14 protein-coding genes and 1 pseudogene are annotated in these 15,523 nt (G+C 47.8%); 8 read left to right on the top strand and 7 right to left on the bottom strand.

Annotated elements, in window-relative coordinates:
- Positions 1-20 precede the first annotated feature (20 nt).
- Genes ACUJFL_RS09750 through ACUJFL_RS09740 form a run of 3 tightly spaced genes read left to right on the top strand, consistent with a single transcriptional unit; the run spans position 21 to position 3,819 of the window.
- Positions 21-929: an AAA family ATPase gene (locus tag ACUJFL_RS09750; RefSeq protein WP_226751619.1), complete on the top strand. Its 909-nt coding sequence runs from the start codon at positions 21-23 to the stop codon at positions 927-929.
- Positions 926-1,879 carry a hypothetical protein gene (locus tag ACUJFL_RS09745; RefSeq protein WP_445427332.1) on the top strand — a complete coding sequence of 318 codons (954 nt, stop codon included), beginning with the start codon at positions 926-928 and terminating at the stop codon, positions 1,877-1,879. The genes ACUJFL_RS09750 and ACUJFL_RS09745 overlap by 4 nt, the downstream gene beginning before the upstream one ends.
- Positions 1,873-3,819 carry a transglutaminase family protein gene (locus tag ACUJFL_RS09740; protein WP_445427331.1) on the top strand — a complete coding sequence of 649 codons (1,947 nt, stop codon included), beginning with the start codon at positions 1,873-1,875 and terminating at the stop codon, positions 3,817-3,819. The genes ACUJFL_RS09745 and ACUJFL_RS09740 overlap by 7 nt, the downstream gene beginning before the upstream one ends.
- A gap of 6 nt (positions 3,820-3,825) precedes the next feature.
- Here the strand turns inward: ACUJFL_RS09740 and ACUJFL_RS09735 are convergent, their stop codons facing one another.
- The 3 genes and pseudogenes from ACUJFL_RS09735 to htpX form a co-directional block, all read right to left on the bottom strand.
- Positions 3,826-4,071 carry a TIGR02647 family protein gene (locus tag ACUJFL_RS09735; protein WP_445427330.1) on the bottom strand — a complete coding sequence of 82 codons (246 nt, stop codon included), beginning with the start codon at positions 4,069-4,071 and terminating at the stop codon, positions 3,826-3,828.
- An 89-nt stretch (positions 4,072-4,160) separates the two neighbouring features.
- Positions 4,161-5,291, bottom strand: a complete 1,131-nt coding sequence (locus ACUJFL_RS09730; protein WP_445427329.1) for a pyridoxal-phosphate-dependent aminotransferase family protein — start codon at positions 5,289-5,291, stop codon at positions 4,161-4,163.
- 83 nt (positions 5,292-5,374) lie between these two features.
- Positions 5,375-6,234 (bottom strand): annotated as a pseudogene (gene htpX, locus ACUJFL_RS09725) (protease HtpX).
- A gap of 137 nt (positions 6,235-6,371) precedes the next feature.
- Here htpX and pepE point away from each other — a divergent pair.
- Positions 6,372-7,109: a dipeptidase PepE gene (gene pepE / locus ACUJFL_RS09720; RefSeq protein WP_226751625.1), complete on the top strand. Its 738-nt coding sequence runs from the start codon at positions 6,372-6,374 to the stop codon at positions 7,107-7,109.
- On the opposite strand, the gene bioD is transcribed toward pepE, so the two are convergent.
- From bioD to bioB, 4 genes are read right to left on the bottom strand one after another with little or no spacing between them, the layout of a single operon-like run.
- Entirely contained in the window at positions 7,106-7,810 is a 705-nt protein-coding gene (bioD, locus tag ACUJFL_RS09715) for a dethiobiotin synthase (protein WP_445427328.1), read from the bottom strand. The two genes, pepE and bioD, sit on opposite strands and share 4 nt — an antisense overlap.
- A 44-nt stretch (positions 7,811-7,854) precedes the next feature.
- Positions 7,855-8,628, bottom strand: coding sequence for a methyltransferase domain-containing protein (locus tag ACUJFL_RS09710; protein ID WP_445427327.1), 774 nt, complete (start codon positions 8,626-8,628; stop codon positions 7,855-7,857).
- Entirely contained in the window at positions 8,622-9,788 is a 1,167-nt protein-coding gene (locus tag ACUJFL_RS09705; RefSeq protein ID WP_445427326.1) for an aminotransferase class I/II-fold pyridoxal phosphate-dependent enzyme, read from the bottom strand. Before ACUJFL_RS09705 ends, ACUJFL_RS09710 begins: the two co-directional genes overlap by 7 nt.
- Positions 9,789-9,797: 9 nt before the next feature.
- A complete protein-coding gene (gene bioB, locus ACUJFL_RS09700; protein WP_306178697.1) occupies positions 9,798-10,895 on the bottom strand; it encodes a biotin synthase BioB in 1,098 nt (365 codons plus the stop codon).
- 107 nt (positions 10,896-11,002) lie between these two features.
- Between bioB and bioA the strand changes: the two genes are divergently transcribed.
- The 4 genes from bioA to asnS all read left to right on the top strand — a co-directional run bounded on the left by bioA (position 11,003) and on the right by asnS (position 15,387).
- A complete protein-coding gene (gene bioA, locus ACUJFL_RS09695) occupies positions 11,003-12,271 on the top strand; it encodes an adenosylmethionine--8-amino-7-oxononanoate transaminase (RefSeq protein WP_445427325.1) in 1,269 nt (422 codons plus the stop codon).
- Positions 12,272-12,372: 101 nt separating this feature from the next.
- Positions 12,373-13,230 carry an MBL fold metallo-hydrolase gene (locus ACUJFL_RS09690; RefSeq protein ID WP_445427324.1) on the top strand — a complete coding sequence of 286 codons (858 nt, stop codon included), beginning with the start codon at positions 12,373-12,375 and terminating at the stop codon, positions 13,228-13,230.
- Positions 13,227-13,751 (top strand): hypothetical protein, encoded by a 525-nt coding sequence (locus ACUJFL_RS09685; RefSeq protein WP_445427323.1) that lies wholly within the window; start codon positions 13,227-13,229, stop codon positions 13,749-13,751. Before ACUJFL_RS09690 ends, ACUJFL_RS09685 begins: the two co-directional genes overlap by 4 nt.
- Before the next feature lie 235 nt (positions 13,752-13,986).
- A complete protein-coding gene (gene asnS / locus ACUJFL_RS09680) occupies positions 13,987-15,387 on the top strand; it encodes an asparagine--tRNA ligase (RefSeq protein WP_226751633.1) in 1,401 nt (466 codons plus the stop codon).
- The last annotated feature ends 136 nt before the right edge of the window (positions 15,388-15,523 follow it).

The following is a 15,523-nucleotide window of genomic DNA, read 5'->3' as shown; positions in this document are numbered from 1 at the left end:
CCCATCTTGCCGGAGGTCACTTGCTCGCTGAACTACATCGGGTAGAACAAAACCTGAACCGGGTTATTCTAGGTAAAGCCACACAAATCAGATTAGCCTTATGTTGCCTGTTAGCCGAGGGGCATTTATTGCTCGAAGACTTACCCGGTATGGGCAAAACCACCCTAGCCCATGCGTTAGCGAATGCCGCTGGTTTAAGTTACAAGCGGGTGCAATTTACCAATGACTTATTACCCGGCGATTTACTGGGTATCAATATTTATGATACCCGTTCAGCACAATTTTACTTTCAAGCGGGCCCGGTATTTAGCCAGGTGTTACTGGCCGATGAAATTAATCGCGCCAGCCCAAAAACCCAAAGTGCTTTACTCGAAGCCATGGAAGAGCGCCAAGTCTCGATAGATGGCGAAACGCGGCCTTTACCGAGTCCTTTTTTTGTTATCGCCACGCAAAACCCGCTGTTTCATGCCGGGACCAGTGCCTTACCCGAGTCGCAACTCGATCGTTTTTTGTTTCGGATTTCTTTAGGTTTTCCAGATAAAGTCGCTGAAAAACAGTTATTACAAGATGAATCGGCAGGCTCACGTTTGCAATTATTAACCGAACCGTTAAGCCCCGAGCAGTTGCGGCACTTGCAATTACAGGTGCCCAAGGTCGCGATTAACGATGCGGTACTTGATTACATTTTAGCGTTGGTGCATGCCAGTCGGCATAGTAACGAGTTTTTACCCTTATCACCGCGTGCTGCAAAGGCGATTGTCCGCGCCGCTAAAGCGATGGCATTTGTGCAAGGCCGCAGTTTTGTTACCGCAGATGATGTTCAGCAGATCTTCCCTTACATTGCAGAGCATCGGCTCAATCCGCAAAGCCTTGCCGGCGAACACCCGTTAAGCCAACTCTTAATACAGCGCACGCCCTGTCACTTATGATGTTTAACGCCAGTAAAGATTGGTTTAAACGTAAATTTGCGGCTTGGTTGGCCAAGCGCCAGCCTGCAGCAACAGAGGTCGAACTGACACAAAGTGTCATTTACATTCTGCCCAGTCGTTTTGGTTGGTGGTTTGTGTTTTTGATCGCCTTACTGTATCTGATGGGGACTAATTATCAAAACAACTTGATCCTATTGCTCAGTTTTATGTTGCTTAGCCTATTAATGGTGACGATGTTACTGGCATTTTTAAATATGCATCAGCTAAAACTAAGCGTAAAGCAAGATGCGCGTTGTTTTGCGCCTGAACGCGCTCAGTTACCGCTCTCGCTGAGCGGTAAAAGCTGCCAGATGTTGCATATTGGCCTGCGCGGTCAACGACAACGGCAATTAGTTGAATCCTTAAGCCAGCAACACCGCTTTGTATTAGCATTACCCACACTAAGTCGGGGTTATTATCCACTCCCGCGTCTAGAGCTTAGTAGCACCTTTCCGCTGGGCTTATTTCGCTGCTGGAGCTATCCGGCGCTGACCATTGCTATTTGGGTTTATCCAGAAGCCATCGAACAAATACACGCCAATACCGAGCGACTCGCCGAGCAAGCAAGTAAACAAACTACACCCCATGCCTTACTCGAGCCGGACGACGTCAAAAGCTATCAAGCGGGTGACAGTCCCAAACGCATTTTGTGGCGTAAGCTTGCCAGCGCACCCGAGCAACCGGTGGTACGCAGTTACAGTGGTGAAGCCAGCCCATTACCGCATTGGATCAAGGTCCCGGCATTGCAAGGCGCAGCGCTGGAATCGGTTTTAAGCCATGCCTGCTTTCAATTATTAGCGTTAGAACAACAAGGCCATAGTTATGGCTTACAAACACAAAGTGTCACTTTAGCCCCGGCAAAAGGTGCACTGCACCTGGAACGCTGCCTGCAGGAGTTGGCTTTATGCTGATGGCGAACCTAGCCTTACCCCGCTACTGGGCAGTTTATGGCCTGCTATTACAAGTGCTGTTATTTTTGCTATATCAACCGGCTTTAAGTATTGCCAGTAGCTTGCTATTTGCTTTACTGCTGACCTTTCAGGCTTGGCGACTTTATCAAAACAAACCGGCACTGAGTAATCGACAAATTAACGTGTTGTTAGCTCCGCTGTTATTATTGATGCTGCTACAGGTATGGCAATTAGGTGTGCTTAATTTAATGCTGCATATTTTATTGCTCGCCGCAGTAGCGCGTAGTTTAACGGTGCAACAACGTGGCCAGGGCTTGCAATTATTATGGGTGCATTACTTTGCCATTGCCTGCTGTTTTATTTTTTACCAGCAAATGAGTATGGCAATCCTGATTTTTGCGCTGGCGCTGTTAAACCTGTATTTACAGTATCGCTTATTCGCCCCGGCTGAATCGACGCTGCAGCCAAAACGCCTAATGAGCATTTTTGCGCTGAGCTGTCCGCTCTGGCTAGGCATGTTTTTATTATTTCCACGCCTGCCGCCCCTATGGCAATTGCCCAATCAAAATATGGCAAGTACCGGTTTAGGCGATGAACTCGACCCCGGCAGTATTGAAAAGTTAGTGCAAAGCGATGCCTTGGCTTTTCGGGTAAGCTTTTTAAATGAACGACCGGATAAAGCGGATTGGTATTGGCGCGCTAAAGTTTACGAAGATTTCGATGGGCGCCGTTGGCAGGTCAACGCACGCTTTGATTCGCGGCAACGCCGAGCCATGGTAACTGAATTACCCGCATTTTCTGCCAGTGCACCGTTGGTAAAATATCAAATATTAGCAGAGAGTAGCTATCAAACAGACTTATTCAGCTTGGGCTTACCTGTTAGCTGGCAAGCCAACCTTGTGGCAAAACCTGCCGCCTTAATGGCCAGCCAAACGCCGCTGACGCAACGCATCAGCTACAGCTTACAAAGTCGTTTACAAGCAGTGCCTTTAACCTCGCCTGCGGAAAAACAGCTTAATTTGTTACAAGACAACGCAAACCCTAAAGCGCGGGCTTTTGGTGCAGCCTTAGCCACTCAATTTCCAGCACAACCGGATAAAGTGGTGCAAGCACTCAGTGCGTATTTTCAGCAAGAGCCGTTTTTTTACACCTTAACGCCACCCCGTCTTGGTCAAAATGCTATCGATCAATTTTTATATGAAACGCGTAGCGGCTTTTGTAGCCATTATGCCTCTGCAACTGCTGTGATCTTGCGTGCCGCCGGTATTCCTGCCCGTGTAGTTGGCGGTTATCTGGGGGGCAACTGGCAAGAAAATCAGCAATACCTGCAAGTTAGGCAACGCGATGCTCATGCTTGGGTTGAATATTTAACCGCAAGCGGCTGGCAACGTTATGATCCCACCGCAGCTATCGCACCTGAGCGCATCCTTGAGGGTATTGAACAAACACTGAGCGACAATGAACGCGCCTTACTCAGTGGCTGGCAAGATAATTGGCTGGGTCAACTTGCCTTGCAATGGTCACATCTGGATTACGTGTGGTCGGTATGGGTACTGGGTTTTAATCAACAAGATCAAGAACAGTTATGGCAACGTTTACGCCGTTGGGAATATTGGTCTGTGCTGCTGTATTCATTAGGCGCCTTATTGTTGTTAGGCGCAGCCGTTATGCTTAGGCAATTCGTTACACAACGCGCTGATCACGCTCATCAAGCATGGCGCTGGCTGACGCAAGCACTGGGCACAGCTCCTGCTGCAGGCTGCACTTTATCTAGCTGGTTGACTACGCTAGCAGAACAAAATCCGGCACAACAACAAGCTTTAGAGCGATTAAGAAAATTATATGAGGCTGCGGTATTTAATGATGATGCCGCAGCACTGAGGTTACTGCGGCGGGAACTGCGGTTACAGCGCCGCTCGTTACGGCGCTTAGTACGGTAACTTAAATTAACTTGATTCAGGCGCACCCAGAATACGTAATGCCGTTTGTAATTGTTCAGCACAATGTATCCCTAAGTCGGTGAGATAGCCACCATCAGGTTGATTAATCAACCCCTTGCTATACAACCGGCTGATGGCGGCGAGCATTTGTGGCTCCGCCATCTTATGCGCTTTGATACCTGAATTGACACTGTCGAGATTAAACATCGCTAAAACACGGATTTCATCAATTAATTCAGCGCTAAACTGCATAGTTACATCCTTATTGTTGTTTTATACACCTTAGACTGTCAGCCAAAAAATGCAAGGTAACAATGCGCTAATCTCGACGTCGTTGGGTTTTAATTTAATAACTGCCGTAAGGCATGTAAGCACAAAGCGATATTTTCTCGACGCGCCCCAAACCCCATTAAACCAATACGCCAGGCTTTACCCGCCAATTCACCAAGACCAGCCCCTATTTCTAAGTTAAATTCGTTTAATAGCGTGGCACGAACCTTCGCATCATCGATACCTTGCGGAATATAAATAGCATTCAGTTGCGGCAAGCGATACGGTTCCTCTACTACAAATGCGATACCTAACTGCTCTAAACCCGCCCGCAGTTCTTGATGCATGACCTGATGACGTGCCCAAGCATTTTCTAAACCTTCGGCCGCTAACAAGCGCAGTGATTCATGTAAGGCATACAACGCATTCACCGGAGCCGTATGATGGTAAGCGCGTTTAGCGCCGCCACTCCAATAAGCCATCACTAAACTCTGATCTAAAAACCAACTTTGTACCGGTGTTGTCCTTGCTGTAATTTTTGCTACTGCCGCCGCTGAAAATGAGATAGGCGAGAGTCCTGGCACACAAGATAAGCATTTTTGACTACCCGAATAAATGGCATCAATGCCCCACTCATCAACTCGTAATTCGACACCGCCTAGTGATGTTACCGCATCGACGATAGTTAAACAGCCGTATCGCTTGGCCAAAGCACACAGTGCTTTGGCATCACTTAACGCCCCGGTGGAGGTTTCAGCATGCACGAAGGCTAAAAAACGCGCATCCGGATGATCCTTTAGCAGCGCTTCCACCGCAGCCGGTTGTACCGGCTCGCCCCATTTAAAATCAACCGTTACCGCAATACCGCCACAACGCTCAACATTTTGACGCATCCGCTCGCCAAACACGCCATTACGACAAACGATAACCTTGTCACCCGCTTCCACCAAATTAACAAAGCAGGCTTCCATACCGGCTGAACCCGGAGCTGAAATGGCCAGCGTCATCTCATTGCGGGTTTGAAACGCATATTGCAATAACTGTTTTAATTCATCCATCATGCTGACAAACAACGGATCTAAATGGCCAATAATCGGTTTGGCCTGGGCGGCTAACACCTGAGGATGCACATCGGAAGGGCCTGGGCCCATTAAAATACGCCGTGGTGGATAAAAGGCAGGGATCATCGGTGCAGCAAACATAACAGCTCCTTAGCAATAAAATAGGCTTTAGCATAACAAGCTAAACAGAAAAAAAAGCCCTACAATCGTAGGGCTAGTTAAGCTTAAAATTCGCGGCTGTTACGCAGTGCCGCAATCCGTTTCTCTAAAGGCGGATGGCTTAAAAACAATTCTGATTTAGCTTTCTTACCTGAGATCCCAAAGGCCATTAAACTGCCCTCAAGCTGACTTTCATGATTATTCTGTAAACGCTGCAGCGCTTTAATCATTTTGTTCGGACCCGAAATCCGAGCCGCTCCGGCATCCGCACGGTATTCGCGTTGACGCGAGAACCACATCACGATAATGCTAGCCAAGATGCCAAACACCATTTCTAACACAATCACGATACCGTAATAAGCAAAGGTACCCATTTGCTGATTGTTATTGCGGATCACCCCAGCAATTAAGCGTGCTAAGAAAATAACAAAGGTATTCACCACACCTTGATCAAGGTTAAGGTGACCATGTCACCGTTCGCGATATGCGACACTTCATGTGCCAGTACCGCTTCAACTTCATCTTCGCTCATACTGCGCATCAAGCCGGTTGAAACCGCAACCAAGGCATTATTACGATTTGCCCCTGTGGCAAAGGCATTCATCTCTGGCGAATCATAAATAGCCACTTCTGGCATACCAATGCCGGCCGCTTTGGCTTGTTTTGCTACCGTGTTAACTAACCAATGTTCAGTGGCATTTCGTGGTTGCGTAATCACTACCGCACCGGTAGAACGTTTCGCCATCCATTTCGACATTAATAGTGAGATAAAGGAGCCACCAAAACCAAAAATGGCTGCAAACACCAATAAACCACCAATACTGCTAGGATCAATACCCAACGCACTGAATACCACATTGAGCACAATACTTAGCACCAGAATAACGGCTAAGTTTGTTGCTAAGAACAACAAGACTCTTTTCATGCTTTTTTACCTCATAATGATCACTGTTTAGTAATATATGGGCAAAGACCACAAAATCAATTTAAGGTTTAACAAAGTCACAGAAATATTTCACTTTTTCAGGTAACATTTGCAAAAATGACCTTTCGGACTAGTTTATGAACTTGTTATTACTCAGTAGCTCACGTGCCAATAACAGCGAATATTTGACACCCTACTTAGCCTGGATCAAAACCCATTTGAGTAAAGTATCCTCGGTACTGTTTATTCCTTATGCCGGCGTGACCATCAGTCACGAACAATATTATCTTAACGTGAAAGCCGCCTTAGCGAGCTTGAATATCCGCGTCGATGCACTACATCAACAAGCCGATGCTAAAGCTGCGGTTCTTAATGCCGAAGCCATTTTAATCGGCGGTGGTAATACCTTCCAGCTAGTTAACCTCTTGTATAAAAACGATCTTATTAACGCCATTCGGCAACGCGTAACCAATGGTATGCCCTATATTGGCTGGAGTGCTGGCGCCAATATCGCAGGTGAAACTATCCGCACCACTAATGACATGCCGATTGTCGAACCCCCGTCTTTTGCCACTTTGCATTTTTTAAATGCGCAATTAAACCCGCATTATACCGATGTAGTAACCGCTGATTTTCATGGTGAAACGCGTGATATGCGCCTCGCTGAATTTATGCAGTTAAACCCCAGTGTGCCAATCATCGGCTTACCCGAGGGCACTGCACTTAAGATCACAGACAATCAAATTGTGCAATTAGGTCAAGCCGGAGGCTATTGGTTTTTGGCGGGAACAAAACAAGCGATTGCCGAGAACACTGAATTAACGGCACAGTTTGCGGCCACGTTAAGTCGCCCCTTATTAAACAACGCAAGTTAAGTTGGTATCAATTGCTTAGCCGTAGCGTGCGCCAGCGTGCGTGCCACGGCTTGTTGCTCGCTCACTGAGGGCTGAAATGGCACCGTAGCGAGTAACGGCCAAGGTAATCGTGCCGTAAGATCAGCCATGTTTTGTGCAAGAAATAACATCTCTGGCTGCAGTATATTGGCTACCCAACCTATAACCTGACAACCACTGCGGGTTAACTCACGTGCGGTCAGTACAGCATGATTTAAACAGCCCAGTTTTACGCCTACCACCAGCAATACCGGCAGGTTTTCTGCTTGCACCCAATCGGCCAGGTAGCGATCAGCACTGATCGGTAATAACCAGCCACCCGCGCCTTCGATTAACACAATTTCGGCACCGCTTTGCTCTAACTGTTGTCGCTGTGCGGATAATACCGCTTCTGATAACGGTTGTTGCAGCTCTGCCGCAGCAAAATGCGGTGCGCATGCTTTGGCAAAACACAATGGATTAAGCTGTGAATAAGGTAACGCGATACCGGAATGCCGCTGTAACAGTAACGCGTCACTGTTCACAAGTTGCCCGGCTTCATTGATTTCTGCGCCAGCAGCTATCGGTTTCGCGCCAACAGCACTTATGCCAAGTGATTGAAAACCTTGCAGTAATAACGTACTGACAAAGGTTTTCCCCGCATCGGTATCGGTGCCTGTAACAAAAAAGCTGTTTGCGCTCATAGCCTGTGTTCCTAAAACGAAAATAACCGGGGTGTTGAATACACTTAAAGCGGTTTAGTTCCGCTAATTTGCACCACATAATAACTGGCAATTAAGGGGATACCGACAGCAGACTGTGGATAAGCGGCACTGACCCGCTGCCAATAACCTTTACCTGTGAGACCGCGCTGTGCTCGATTAGCCAGATGATTCGCCCCCAAGGCTTTTAATTCTTTGGCTAGAGCAAAAATATCAGCGTAAGGTAACTGATAGCAGGTCGTTTGTATTGAGCAGGCTAACGCCACGCCCGAGATGGCGTGCTGTAAATCGGCTAGGCTTAAAAAGGCATGGATATGCGGCTGCTCATCAACGGCGGCAAAGGCTTGTGCCATTTCAGTCAGGGTACCCTCGATCAAGGTGGTGACCACAAATTGCCCGCCAGGGCGAAGCACCCGGGCTATTTCAGCAAACACCTGTTGCGGCGCAGGACACCATTGCAACATCAGGCTCGAAAATACCTGATCAACACTGGCCATTGGCAGTGGCAACGCCGCGGCATCGGCTTGCAAATAATGGATGGGTAATTGCTGAGCTTGCGCCTGGGCTAACATCCCGCTACTTAAATCCACCGCGGTGATTTTTTGAGCCAGTGATAATAGCTCTGGGTGTAACCAACCAGGACCACAACCGATGTCCAGTAAATGCCCCAGCGGTTTGCCAAAAGACACTAATTGCGTCAATGCCGCCTGCGCAACTTGCCGTTGCAAACGCGCAGCATTGACATAACTACCAGCGGCTTTACTAAAACAACTGGCCACCTGCAACGGCTGCGCTAACATGCTAACGCCTGCTTTAACATCTTGATTAAAAACTGAATATCTTCGGCCTGATGTGACGCGCTAAGCGTAACGCGTAACCTGGCGCTGCCGGCGGGCACCGTCGGTTGCCGTATGGCGGTAAGCCAAATACCTAATTGTTTCAATTGCTGACTTAGGGCAACAGCGCGCTCGCTGCTACCGAGCATAATGGCTTGGATAGCCCCTGTCGCGGGTAAACAGGGTAAATCGGCCTCTGCCGCTAAGCTGCGGAATAATTGAATATTGTCTTGTAATTTATCCCGGCGCCATTGTTCGGTTTGTACCAACTCAATGCTTTGGCTTACCGCTGCACATAAGGCCGGTGACAAGGCCGTGCTGTAAATATAATGTCGTGCAAATTGCTCAATGTAGTCGATAACCGTTTTGCTTCCCGCCAAAAAAGCCCCACCCACGCCAAGCGCTTTACCAAAGTTAGCCATGTAGCAATACAACTGTTGCGAAGCTAATCCCAGTGCCTGCCAACTGCCGCGGCCTTGTTCACCTAGCACCCCTAAGCCATGTGCATCGTCCAGCAGCAGAGCCGCTTGCCGTTGCTGACAGAGCTTAGATAGCGCCACAAGATCGGGGCTATCACCATCCATACTAAAGACGCCTTCCGTGACCACAAGACTGTGATTTTCACCATCCGGTGTTTCCGGTAACAGGCGCGCTAAGGCGTTTAAATCATTATGGGCAAAGCGGCGAAAACGCCCTTTATGTGCCAGGGCAGCGTCAATTAATGAGGCATGACTTAGCTTGTCTAACAGCAAGAGATCGTTACTGGCCACCAAGCTTTGTAACATGGCTTGATTGGCGGCAAAACCTGAGCTAAATAACAGCACACGCTCAAAACCGAGCCATGCGGCAAGTTGCGCTGACAGCTGCTGATGAATGTGATGATAGCCAGTGACTAACGGCGAGCCGGTACTGCCCGCACCATAGCGCTCAGCGCCGGCGGCATAACTGGCTTTTACTTTACTTGAATTCGCTAAGCCTAAATAATCATTGGCAGAAAAGTTTAAATAACATTGACCACCGACTTCTAAATAGCGGCCTTTATAATCGGCTATGACTTGGCTTTGCCGCAGTAAACCCTCGCTGCGGCGTTCTTGTAAAGCATGCTCTAACTGACTCAGGTGCATTCGCCACTCCTAGCCAGCAGCGTGATATAACGGTGGGTTCTGCTGCTCTTTAATCGCATCCGCTAAAGCGAGTTCATGCGCTTCATCTGAAACATCATGCTGCTGCGCTGAGTTGATCCCTAACTTAGCAAATAGCTGCATGTCCGCATCCGCTTCTGGGTTTTCTGTGGTTAGTAATTTATCGCCATAGAAAATCGAGTTGGCACCTGCAAAGAAACATAATGCTTGCATCTGTTCATTCATCCGCGAGCGCCCCGCCGATAAACGTACATGACTTTGCGGTAACATAATACGTGCCACGGCAATGGTGCGAATAAATTCGAAAGCGTCTAAATCATCAACGTTTTCCAGCGGTGTGCCTTTTACTTTTACCAACATATTAATTGGCACACTTTGCGGATGCTCAGGTAAATTAGCCAGTTGCATTAATAGCGCTGAACGATCATTGGCGGTTTCCCCCATACCGACAATGCCGCCACAACACACTTTCATCCCGGCATCACGCACATGCGTTAAGGTATCCAGCCGGTCTTGATAAGTACGGGTCGTAATAATTTCACCGTAAAATTCTGGCGAGGTATCGAGGTTATGGTTGTAGTAATCTAAACCAGCGGACGCTAAGGTTTGAGCTTGCTCGGCTTCTAACATACCCAATGTCATACAGGTTTCAAGCCCCATGGCTTTAACGCCACGCACCATTTCAATAATGTAAGGCATATCGCGTTGCTTAGGGTTACTCCAAGCCGCGCCCATGCAAAAACGGCTAGCGCCTTTTTGCTTAGCCGCTTGAGCTTGCTGTAACACTTTTTCTACTTCGATTAAGCGCTCGCGCTCTAAACCGGTATTGTAATGGCCGCTTTGTGGGCAATATTTACAATCTTCGGCGCAAGCTCCTGTTTTAATAGATAACAGCGTGCTGATTTGCACTTCATTTGGTTTAAAATGAGCACGATGCACAGTTTGTGCTTGAAATAATAAGTCATTAAAGGGTAATGCATACAGTGCATTAACCTCGGCCAGTGACCAATTATGCCGCACCGGCGCCGCGGCTTGAGCGGTAGAAGCGGAGGTATCTTGTGGTGATGGAGCTGCGGTATTCGCCTGCATAATAGGTCCCTGCGAGATTTGTGATCACGGTTTTTTTCGGCTAGTCTAGCGCTAGCGGCCAGCTTGTCAACGCTGACCACCCCAAAAACTTTACTAATGATTATTTTATGAGCACTGATTTGGCTTTTGATCGGCAACATATTTGGCATCCCTACACGTCTATGCTAAACCCTTTGCCTGTTTATCCTGTTGCAGCGGCTGAGGGCTGTACACTCATTTTAGAAGATGGCCGTCGCTTAATTGATGGCACCGCGTCATGGTGGTCGGCGGTACATGGTTATAATCATCCCGTATTAAATGCCGCCGTTACCGAGCAACTCGCCAAGATGGCCCATGTGATGTTTGGCGGCATTACGCATGCCCCCGCCGTGCAGTTGTGTCAGCAATTGCTCAGCATGGTACCCGCGCCCCTAAGCAAGGTATTTTTAGCGGACAGTGGGTCAATTGCCGTCGAAGTAGCGATAAAAATGGCCCTGCAATACTGGCAAGCCAGTGACACGCCACAGAAAACCAAGTTAATTAGCCTACGTAAGGGCTATCATGGTGATACGTTTGCGGCGATGGCGGTATGCGATCCTACCGATAGCATGCACAGCATGTTCAGTGAGCTATTACCACAACACTTCTTTTTGCCGGCACCCGCGTGCCCGTTCGATCAGCCATTTTCTGCAGAGTGCATGGCACCGCTCGAGACGCTGCTTGCCGCTGAACACCAACACATTGCCGCATTAATCCTTGAGCCGATTGTACAAGGCTATGGGGGTATGCGCTTTTATCATCCGGAGTACTTACGCCGGGCTCGCGCGCTGTGTAATCAGTATAAGGTGTTATTGATTGCCGATGAGATTGCCACGGGCTTTGGCCGTACCGGCAAATTATTTGCTTGTGAGCATGCGGACATCGCACCCGATATTATGTGTGTAGGCAAAGCTCTCAGCGGTGGTTATTTAACCTTGGCCGCGACACTGTGCACAGATGAAGTAGCACGGGGTATTAGCCAAAGTGCCGCGGGTGGCTTAATGCATGGCCCCACCTTTATGGCAAATCCGTTGGCCTGTGCGGTCGCACTCGCCAGCTTAAAACTGATTGCGCAAAACGACTGGCAGCAGCAAGTTGCGGCCATAGCGCAGCAATTAAACACAGAGCTTGCAGCAGCTAAACACTTTGCTAAAGTAAAAGAGGTACGGGTGTTAGGTGCCATTGGCGTATTTGAAATGCATCAGCCGGTTGATGTTGCGCTGTTACAAGCACAGTTTGTCGAGCTAGGCGTCTGGATCCGGCCGTTTAACCATTTGATTTACGTGATGCCGCCTTTTACCATTAGCGCGCAGGAACTGAGTAAATTAACAGCAGCGATGCTCACGGTAGCCGCTTAATGCGGCTGTACAAAAATAAATACGCTACATCGAACCAGATGCGTTAGTCTAGCGTAAGCACAACTAACCTAAACTTATCTTCCCTATAGTAGGAGTGTTGTATGAAGTTGCGTACCCTAGTCACCGCGGTTAGTTTGTTAGTTACCAGCCAATTCGCTTTCGCTGATCGTTTTGCTGATGTTCAAATTAATTCAGCAACGCTAGCAAAAGATATTTACATGTTAACCGGAGCCGGTGGCAATATGGCGGCAGTGACCACTGCCGATTCGGTGCTGTTAATTGACAGTCAGTATGTTGAGCTGGCAGATAAAATCCGCGCCAAGTTAAAAACCCTTAGCCCAGGTGAGCTCACAACCCTGATTAACACCCACATGCACGGCGATCATGTCGGTGGTAATGCAGCCTTAGCCGCTAATGCCGATATTATTGCGCATGTAAATGTACTGACTCGGCTACGCAATGACAGTAACTTCAACCCAGCGGGCTTACCTAAAACGACCTTTGATAAAGTGTTAAACATCAAACATGGCAACATTGAATTAATGCTTGAGCCCATGCCTGCCAGTCACACTGATGGCGATATCTTGGTCTGGTTCCCACAGTTTAACATCGTACATATGGGCGATTTAATGTTTCAAGGTCGTTTCCCGTACATCGATTTTGGTAATGGCGGCAATGTGCAGCAGTACATTGAAAACACCCGTTATGTGCTACAGCGTATTGATGACAACACCCAAGTCATCCCTGGTCATGGGGATTTAACTAACAAAGCCGGTTTAGCTAAAGAACTGAAGATGATGGAGCAAACCATGGCACAAGTTGTAGCTTGGCGTGCTCAAGGACTCACCGAGCAACAAATGATCGACCGAGGTTTAGGCGAGCAGTTTAATGCGTGGCATTGGAATTTTATTACTGAAGCGCGCTGGATTAAAACGCTTTATCAGGCAACCCAACCTTGAGAACCGCAGCGCTGACTTGGCTTCTATTCGCTATCGGCTTAGCTGCCGGTAGCGCTTTAGCACAACAGCAGCAAAGCCCCTTACCTGGCGATCCGCTGAGCTATTTGGTCGCAGAGATCGCCAGTTATGATAACAATCAACTGACACTCTCTGATGGCACAGTGTGGCGCGTCACCGCCACACAATTTGGTTTAGCGGGTACGCCGGTACTGATTAGCGGCCGTAATTTAAAAACAGGCAGTAACGAGCTTTTTATTGCCGGCTTTACCTTTCAAGCGCGTTATCAAAGCGGCGAGTTACAAGAGCGTAAAGGCACAAAACTGACCCTGATCAGCTCGCATGCCGACGGGAAACGTTTGCGTCTAACCGATACCTTGCAAGCTTTTGTGGTGGATAAAGACCGCCGTTACAGCCGTCTTTGGGCTGTCGGACAAGCAGTGATTTTAGACAGCAGCGGTCAACAGCTTTTAGCCTTACCTTCGTTGGAACAAGCACAAGTTCAATTAGTCGGTATCTATTAATAAATATCGCTGTTAAGTTGTTTCGCACTGCTTTTCTGCAACTGCCACATCTCACTTAAAAACTGTTCAATCACTGTGCCGTGATTGGCCGCAAAACACCTACTCGCTTTGATAACAAGACTTTTTGGTTACAGCGCCACTTTTTGCTTGTTTTCAGCCACTAGCAAAGTATCATTGCTGTTTTTATCATTAGAGGCTTAGCCCTCGCCCCATTGCACCTTCGGGAGTTGTTTGCATGACGCATGCCGTAATAAAAGACGTTTTGGCCGGTCACTATTCGATTGGCGATAAAGTAACTGTAAAAGGTTGGATCAGAACCCGCCGCGATTCGAAAGCTGGCATTTCCTTTTTAGCTGTGCACGACGGCAGTTGTTTTGATGCCGTTCAGGCGGTAGTGCCCGCAGAATTAACCAATTATGAAACGGAAGTTAAACGCTTAACGACATCATGTTCAGTTATTGTGTCTGGCGTTATTGCTCGTTCAGAAGGTCAAGGCCAAGCGTTTGAAATTCAAGCAGATCATGTTGAAGTCGTCGGCTGGGTAGAAAATCCAGACACCTACCCGATGGCCCCCAAACGCCATAGTATGGAATATCTGCGCGAGCATGCGCATTTGCGGGCTCGCACTAATATCATGGGCGCGGTAACTCGCGTTCGTCACTGTTTAGCACAAGCTATCCATCGGTTTTTCCATGAACAAGGCTATTTTTGGATCAGCACGCCGTTGATCACCGGCTCTGACACCGAAGGCGCCGGCGAAATGTTTCGGGTCAGCACCTTAGATTTACAGAACTTGCCGCGTGATGACAAAGGCGCTATTGATTTTAGTAAAGATTTCTTTGGTAAAGAAACTTACCTGACCGTATCCGGCCAATTAAACGGCGAAACTTACGCCTGTGCTATGTCAAAAATCTACACCTTTGGCCCAACCTTCCGTGCTGAAAATTCTAACACTAGCCGGCATTTGGCTGAGTTTTGGATGATTGAACCCGAAGTGGCGTTTGCCGAATTAAAAGACATTGCCCAACTGGCTGAAGACTTACTGAAATACGTATTAAAAGCCGTATTAACTGAACGTGCTGATGATATGGCCTTCTTTGCTGAGCGTATCGATCCTAAAGCCATTGAGCGTTTAGAACAGGTGGTTAACTCTCATTTCGTGCGGATGGATTACACCGACGCCATTGAGATCTTAAAAACCTGTGGCAAGAAGTTTGAATACCCTGTCGAATGGGGTGTCGATTTACAATCAGAGCATGAGCGTTACCTTGCCGAAGAGCATATTGGTGCACCCATCATTATGCAAAACTACCCGAAAGACATTAAAGCCTTCTATATGCGTTTAAATGCCGATGGTAAAACCGTCGCCGCGATGGACGTATTAGCCCCGGGTATTGGTGAGATTATCGGTGGTAGCCAACGTGAAGAGCGTTTAGAGCAGTTTGATGCACGCTTAGCTGAAATGGGTTTAAACAAAGAAGATTATGGCTGGTATCGCGATTTACGTCGTTATGGCACCGTGCCGCACTCAGGCTTTGGGTTGGGTTTTGAGCGTTTAGTCTCTTATGTTACCGGTGTTGGTAACGTACGAGATGTGATTGCCTTCCCACGCACTCCAGGTAACGCCGAGTTTTAATTGAAACGAACAAGCCTTAGTGTGTTTAATATGCAACGCTGAAACGGCTGATAGCTTTTAGTCTGCTTATAAAATGCCAGTCAGCTTAACTGACTGGCATTTTTTTAAATTGTTACCAAAGATTTCAATTTTATTG

It is taken from the genome of Alishewanella sp. HL-SH05, from assembly GCF_052655985.1.
The sequence above is the reverse complement of the archived record's forward strand: the minus strand, read 5'-3'. Positions and strand labels throughout refer to the sequence as shown.

Bases quoted from the DNA above. Each gene is read 5' to 3' on its own strand.
- ACUJFL_RS09735 (WP_445427330.1), bottom strand. From the start codon at position 4,071: ATGCAGTTTAGCGCTGAATTAATTGATGAAATCCGTGTTTTAGCGATG.
- ACUJFL_RS09740 (WP_445427331.1), top strand. From the start codon at position 1,873: ATGCTGATGGCGAACCTAGCCTTACCCCGCTACTGGGCAGTTTATGGC.
- asnS (WP_226751633.1), top strand. From the start codon at position 13,987: ATGACGCATGCCGTAATAAAAGACGTTTTGGCCGGTCACTATTCGATT.
- pepE (WP_226751625.1), top strand. From the start codon at position 6,372: ATGAACTTGTTATTACTCAGTAGCTCACGTGCCAATAACAGCGAATAT.
- ACUJFL_RS09710 (WP_445427327.1), bottom strand. From the start codon at position 8,628: ATGTTAGCGCAGCCGTTGCAGGTGGCCAGTTGTTTTAGTAAAGCCGCT.
- ACUJFL_RS09730 (WP_445427329.1), bottom strand. From the start codon at position 5,291: ATGTTTGCTGCACCGATGATCCCTGCCTTTTATCCACCACGGCGTATT.
- bioD (WP_445427328.1), bottom strand. From the start codon at position 7,810: ATGAGCGCAAACAGCTTTTTTGTTACAGGCACCGATACCGATGCGGGG.
- ACUJFL_RS09690 (WP_445427324.1), top strand. From the start codon at position 12,373: ATGAAGTTGCGTACCCTAGTCACCGCGGTTAGTTTGTTAGTTACCAGC.
- bioB (WP_306178697.1), bottom strand. From the start codon at position 10,895: ATGCAGGCGAATACCGCAGCTCCATCACCACAAGATACCTCCGCTTCT.
- ACUJFL_RS09705 (WP_445427326.1), bottom strand. From the start codon at position 9,788: ATGCACCTGAGTCAGTTAGAGCATGCTTTACAAGAACGCCGCAGCGAG.
- bioA (WP_445427325.1), top strand. From the start codon at position 11,003: ATGAGCACTGATTTGGCTTTTGATCGGCAACATATTTGGCATCCCTAC.
- ACUJFL_RS09745 (WP_445427332.1), top strand. From the start codon at position 926: ATGATGTTTAACGCCAGTAAAGATTGGTTTAAACGTAAATTTGCGGCT.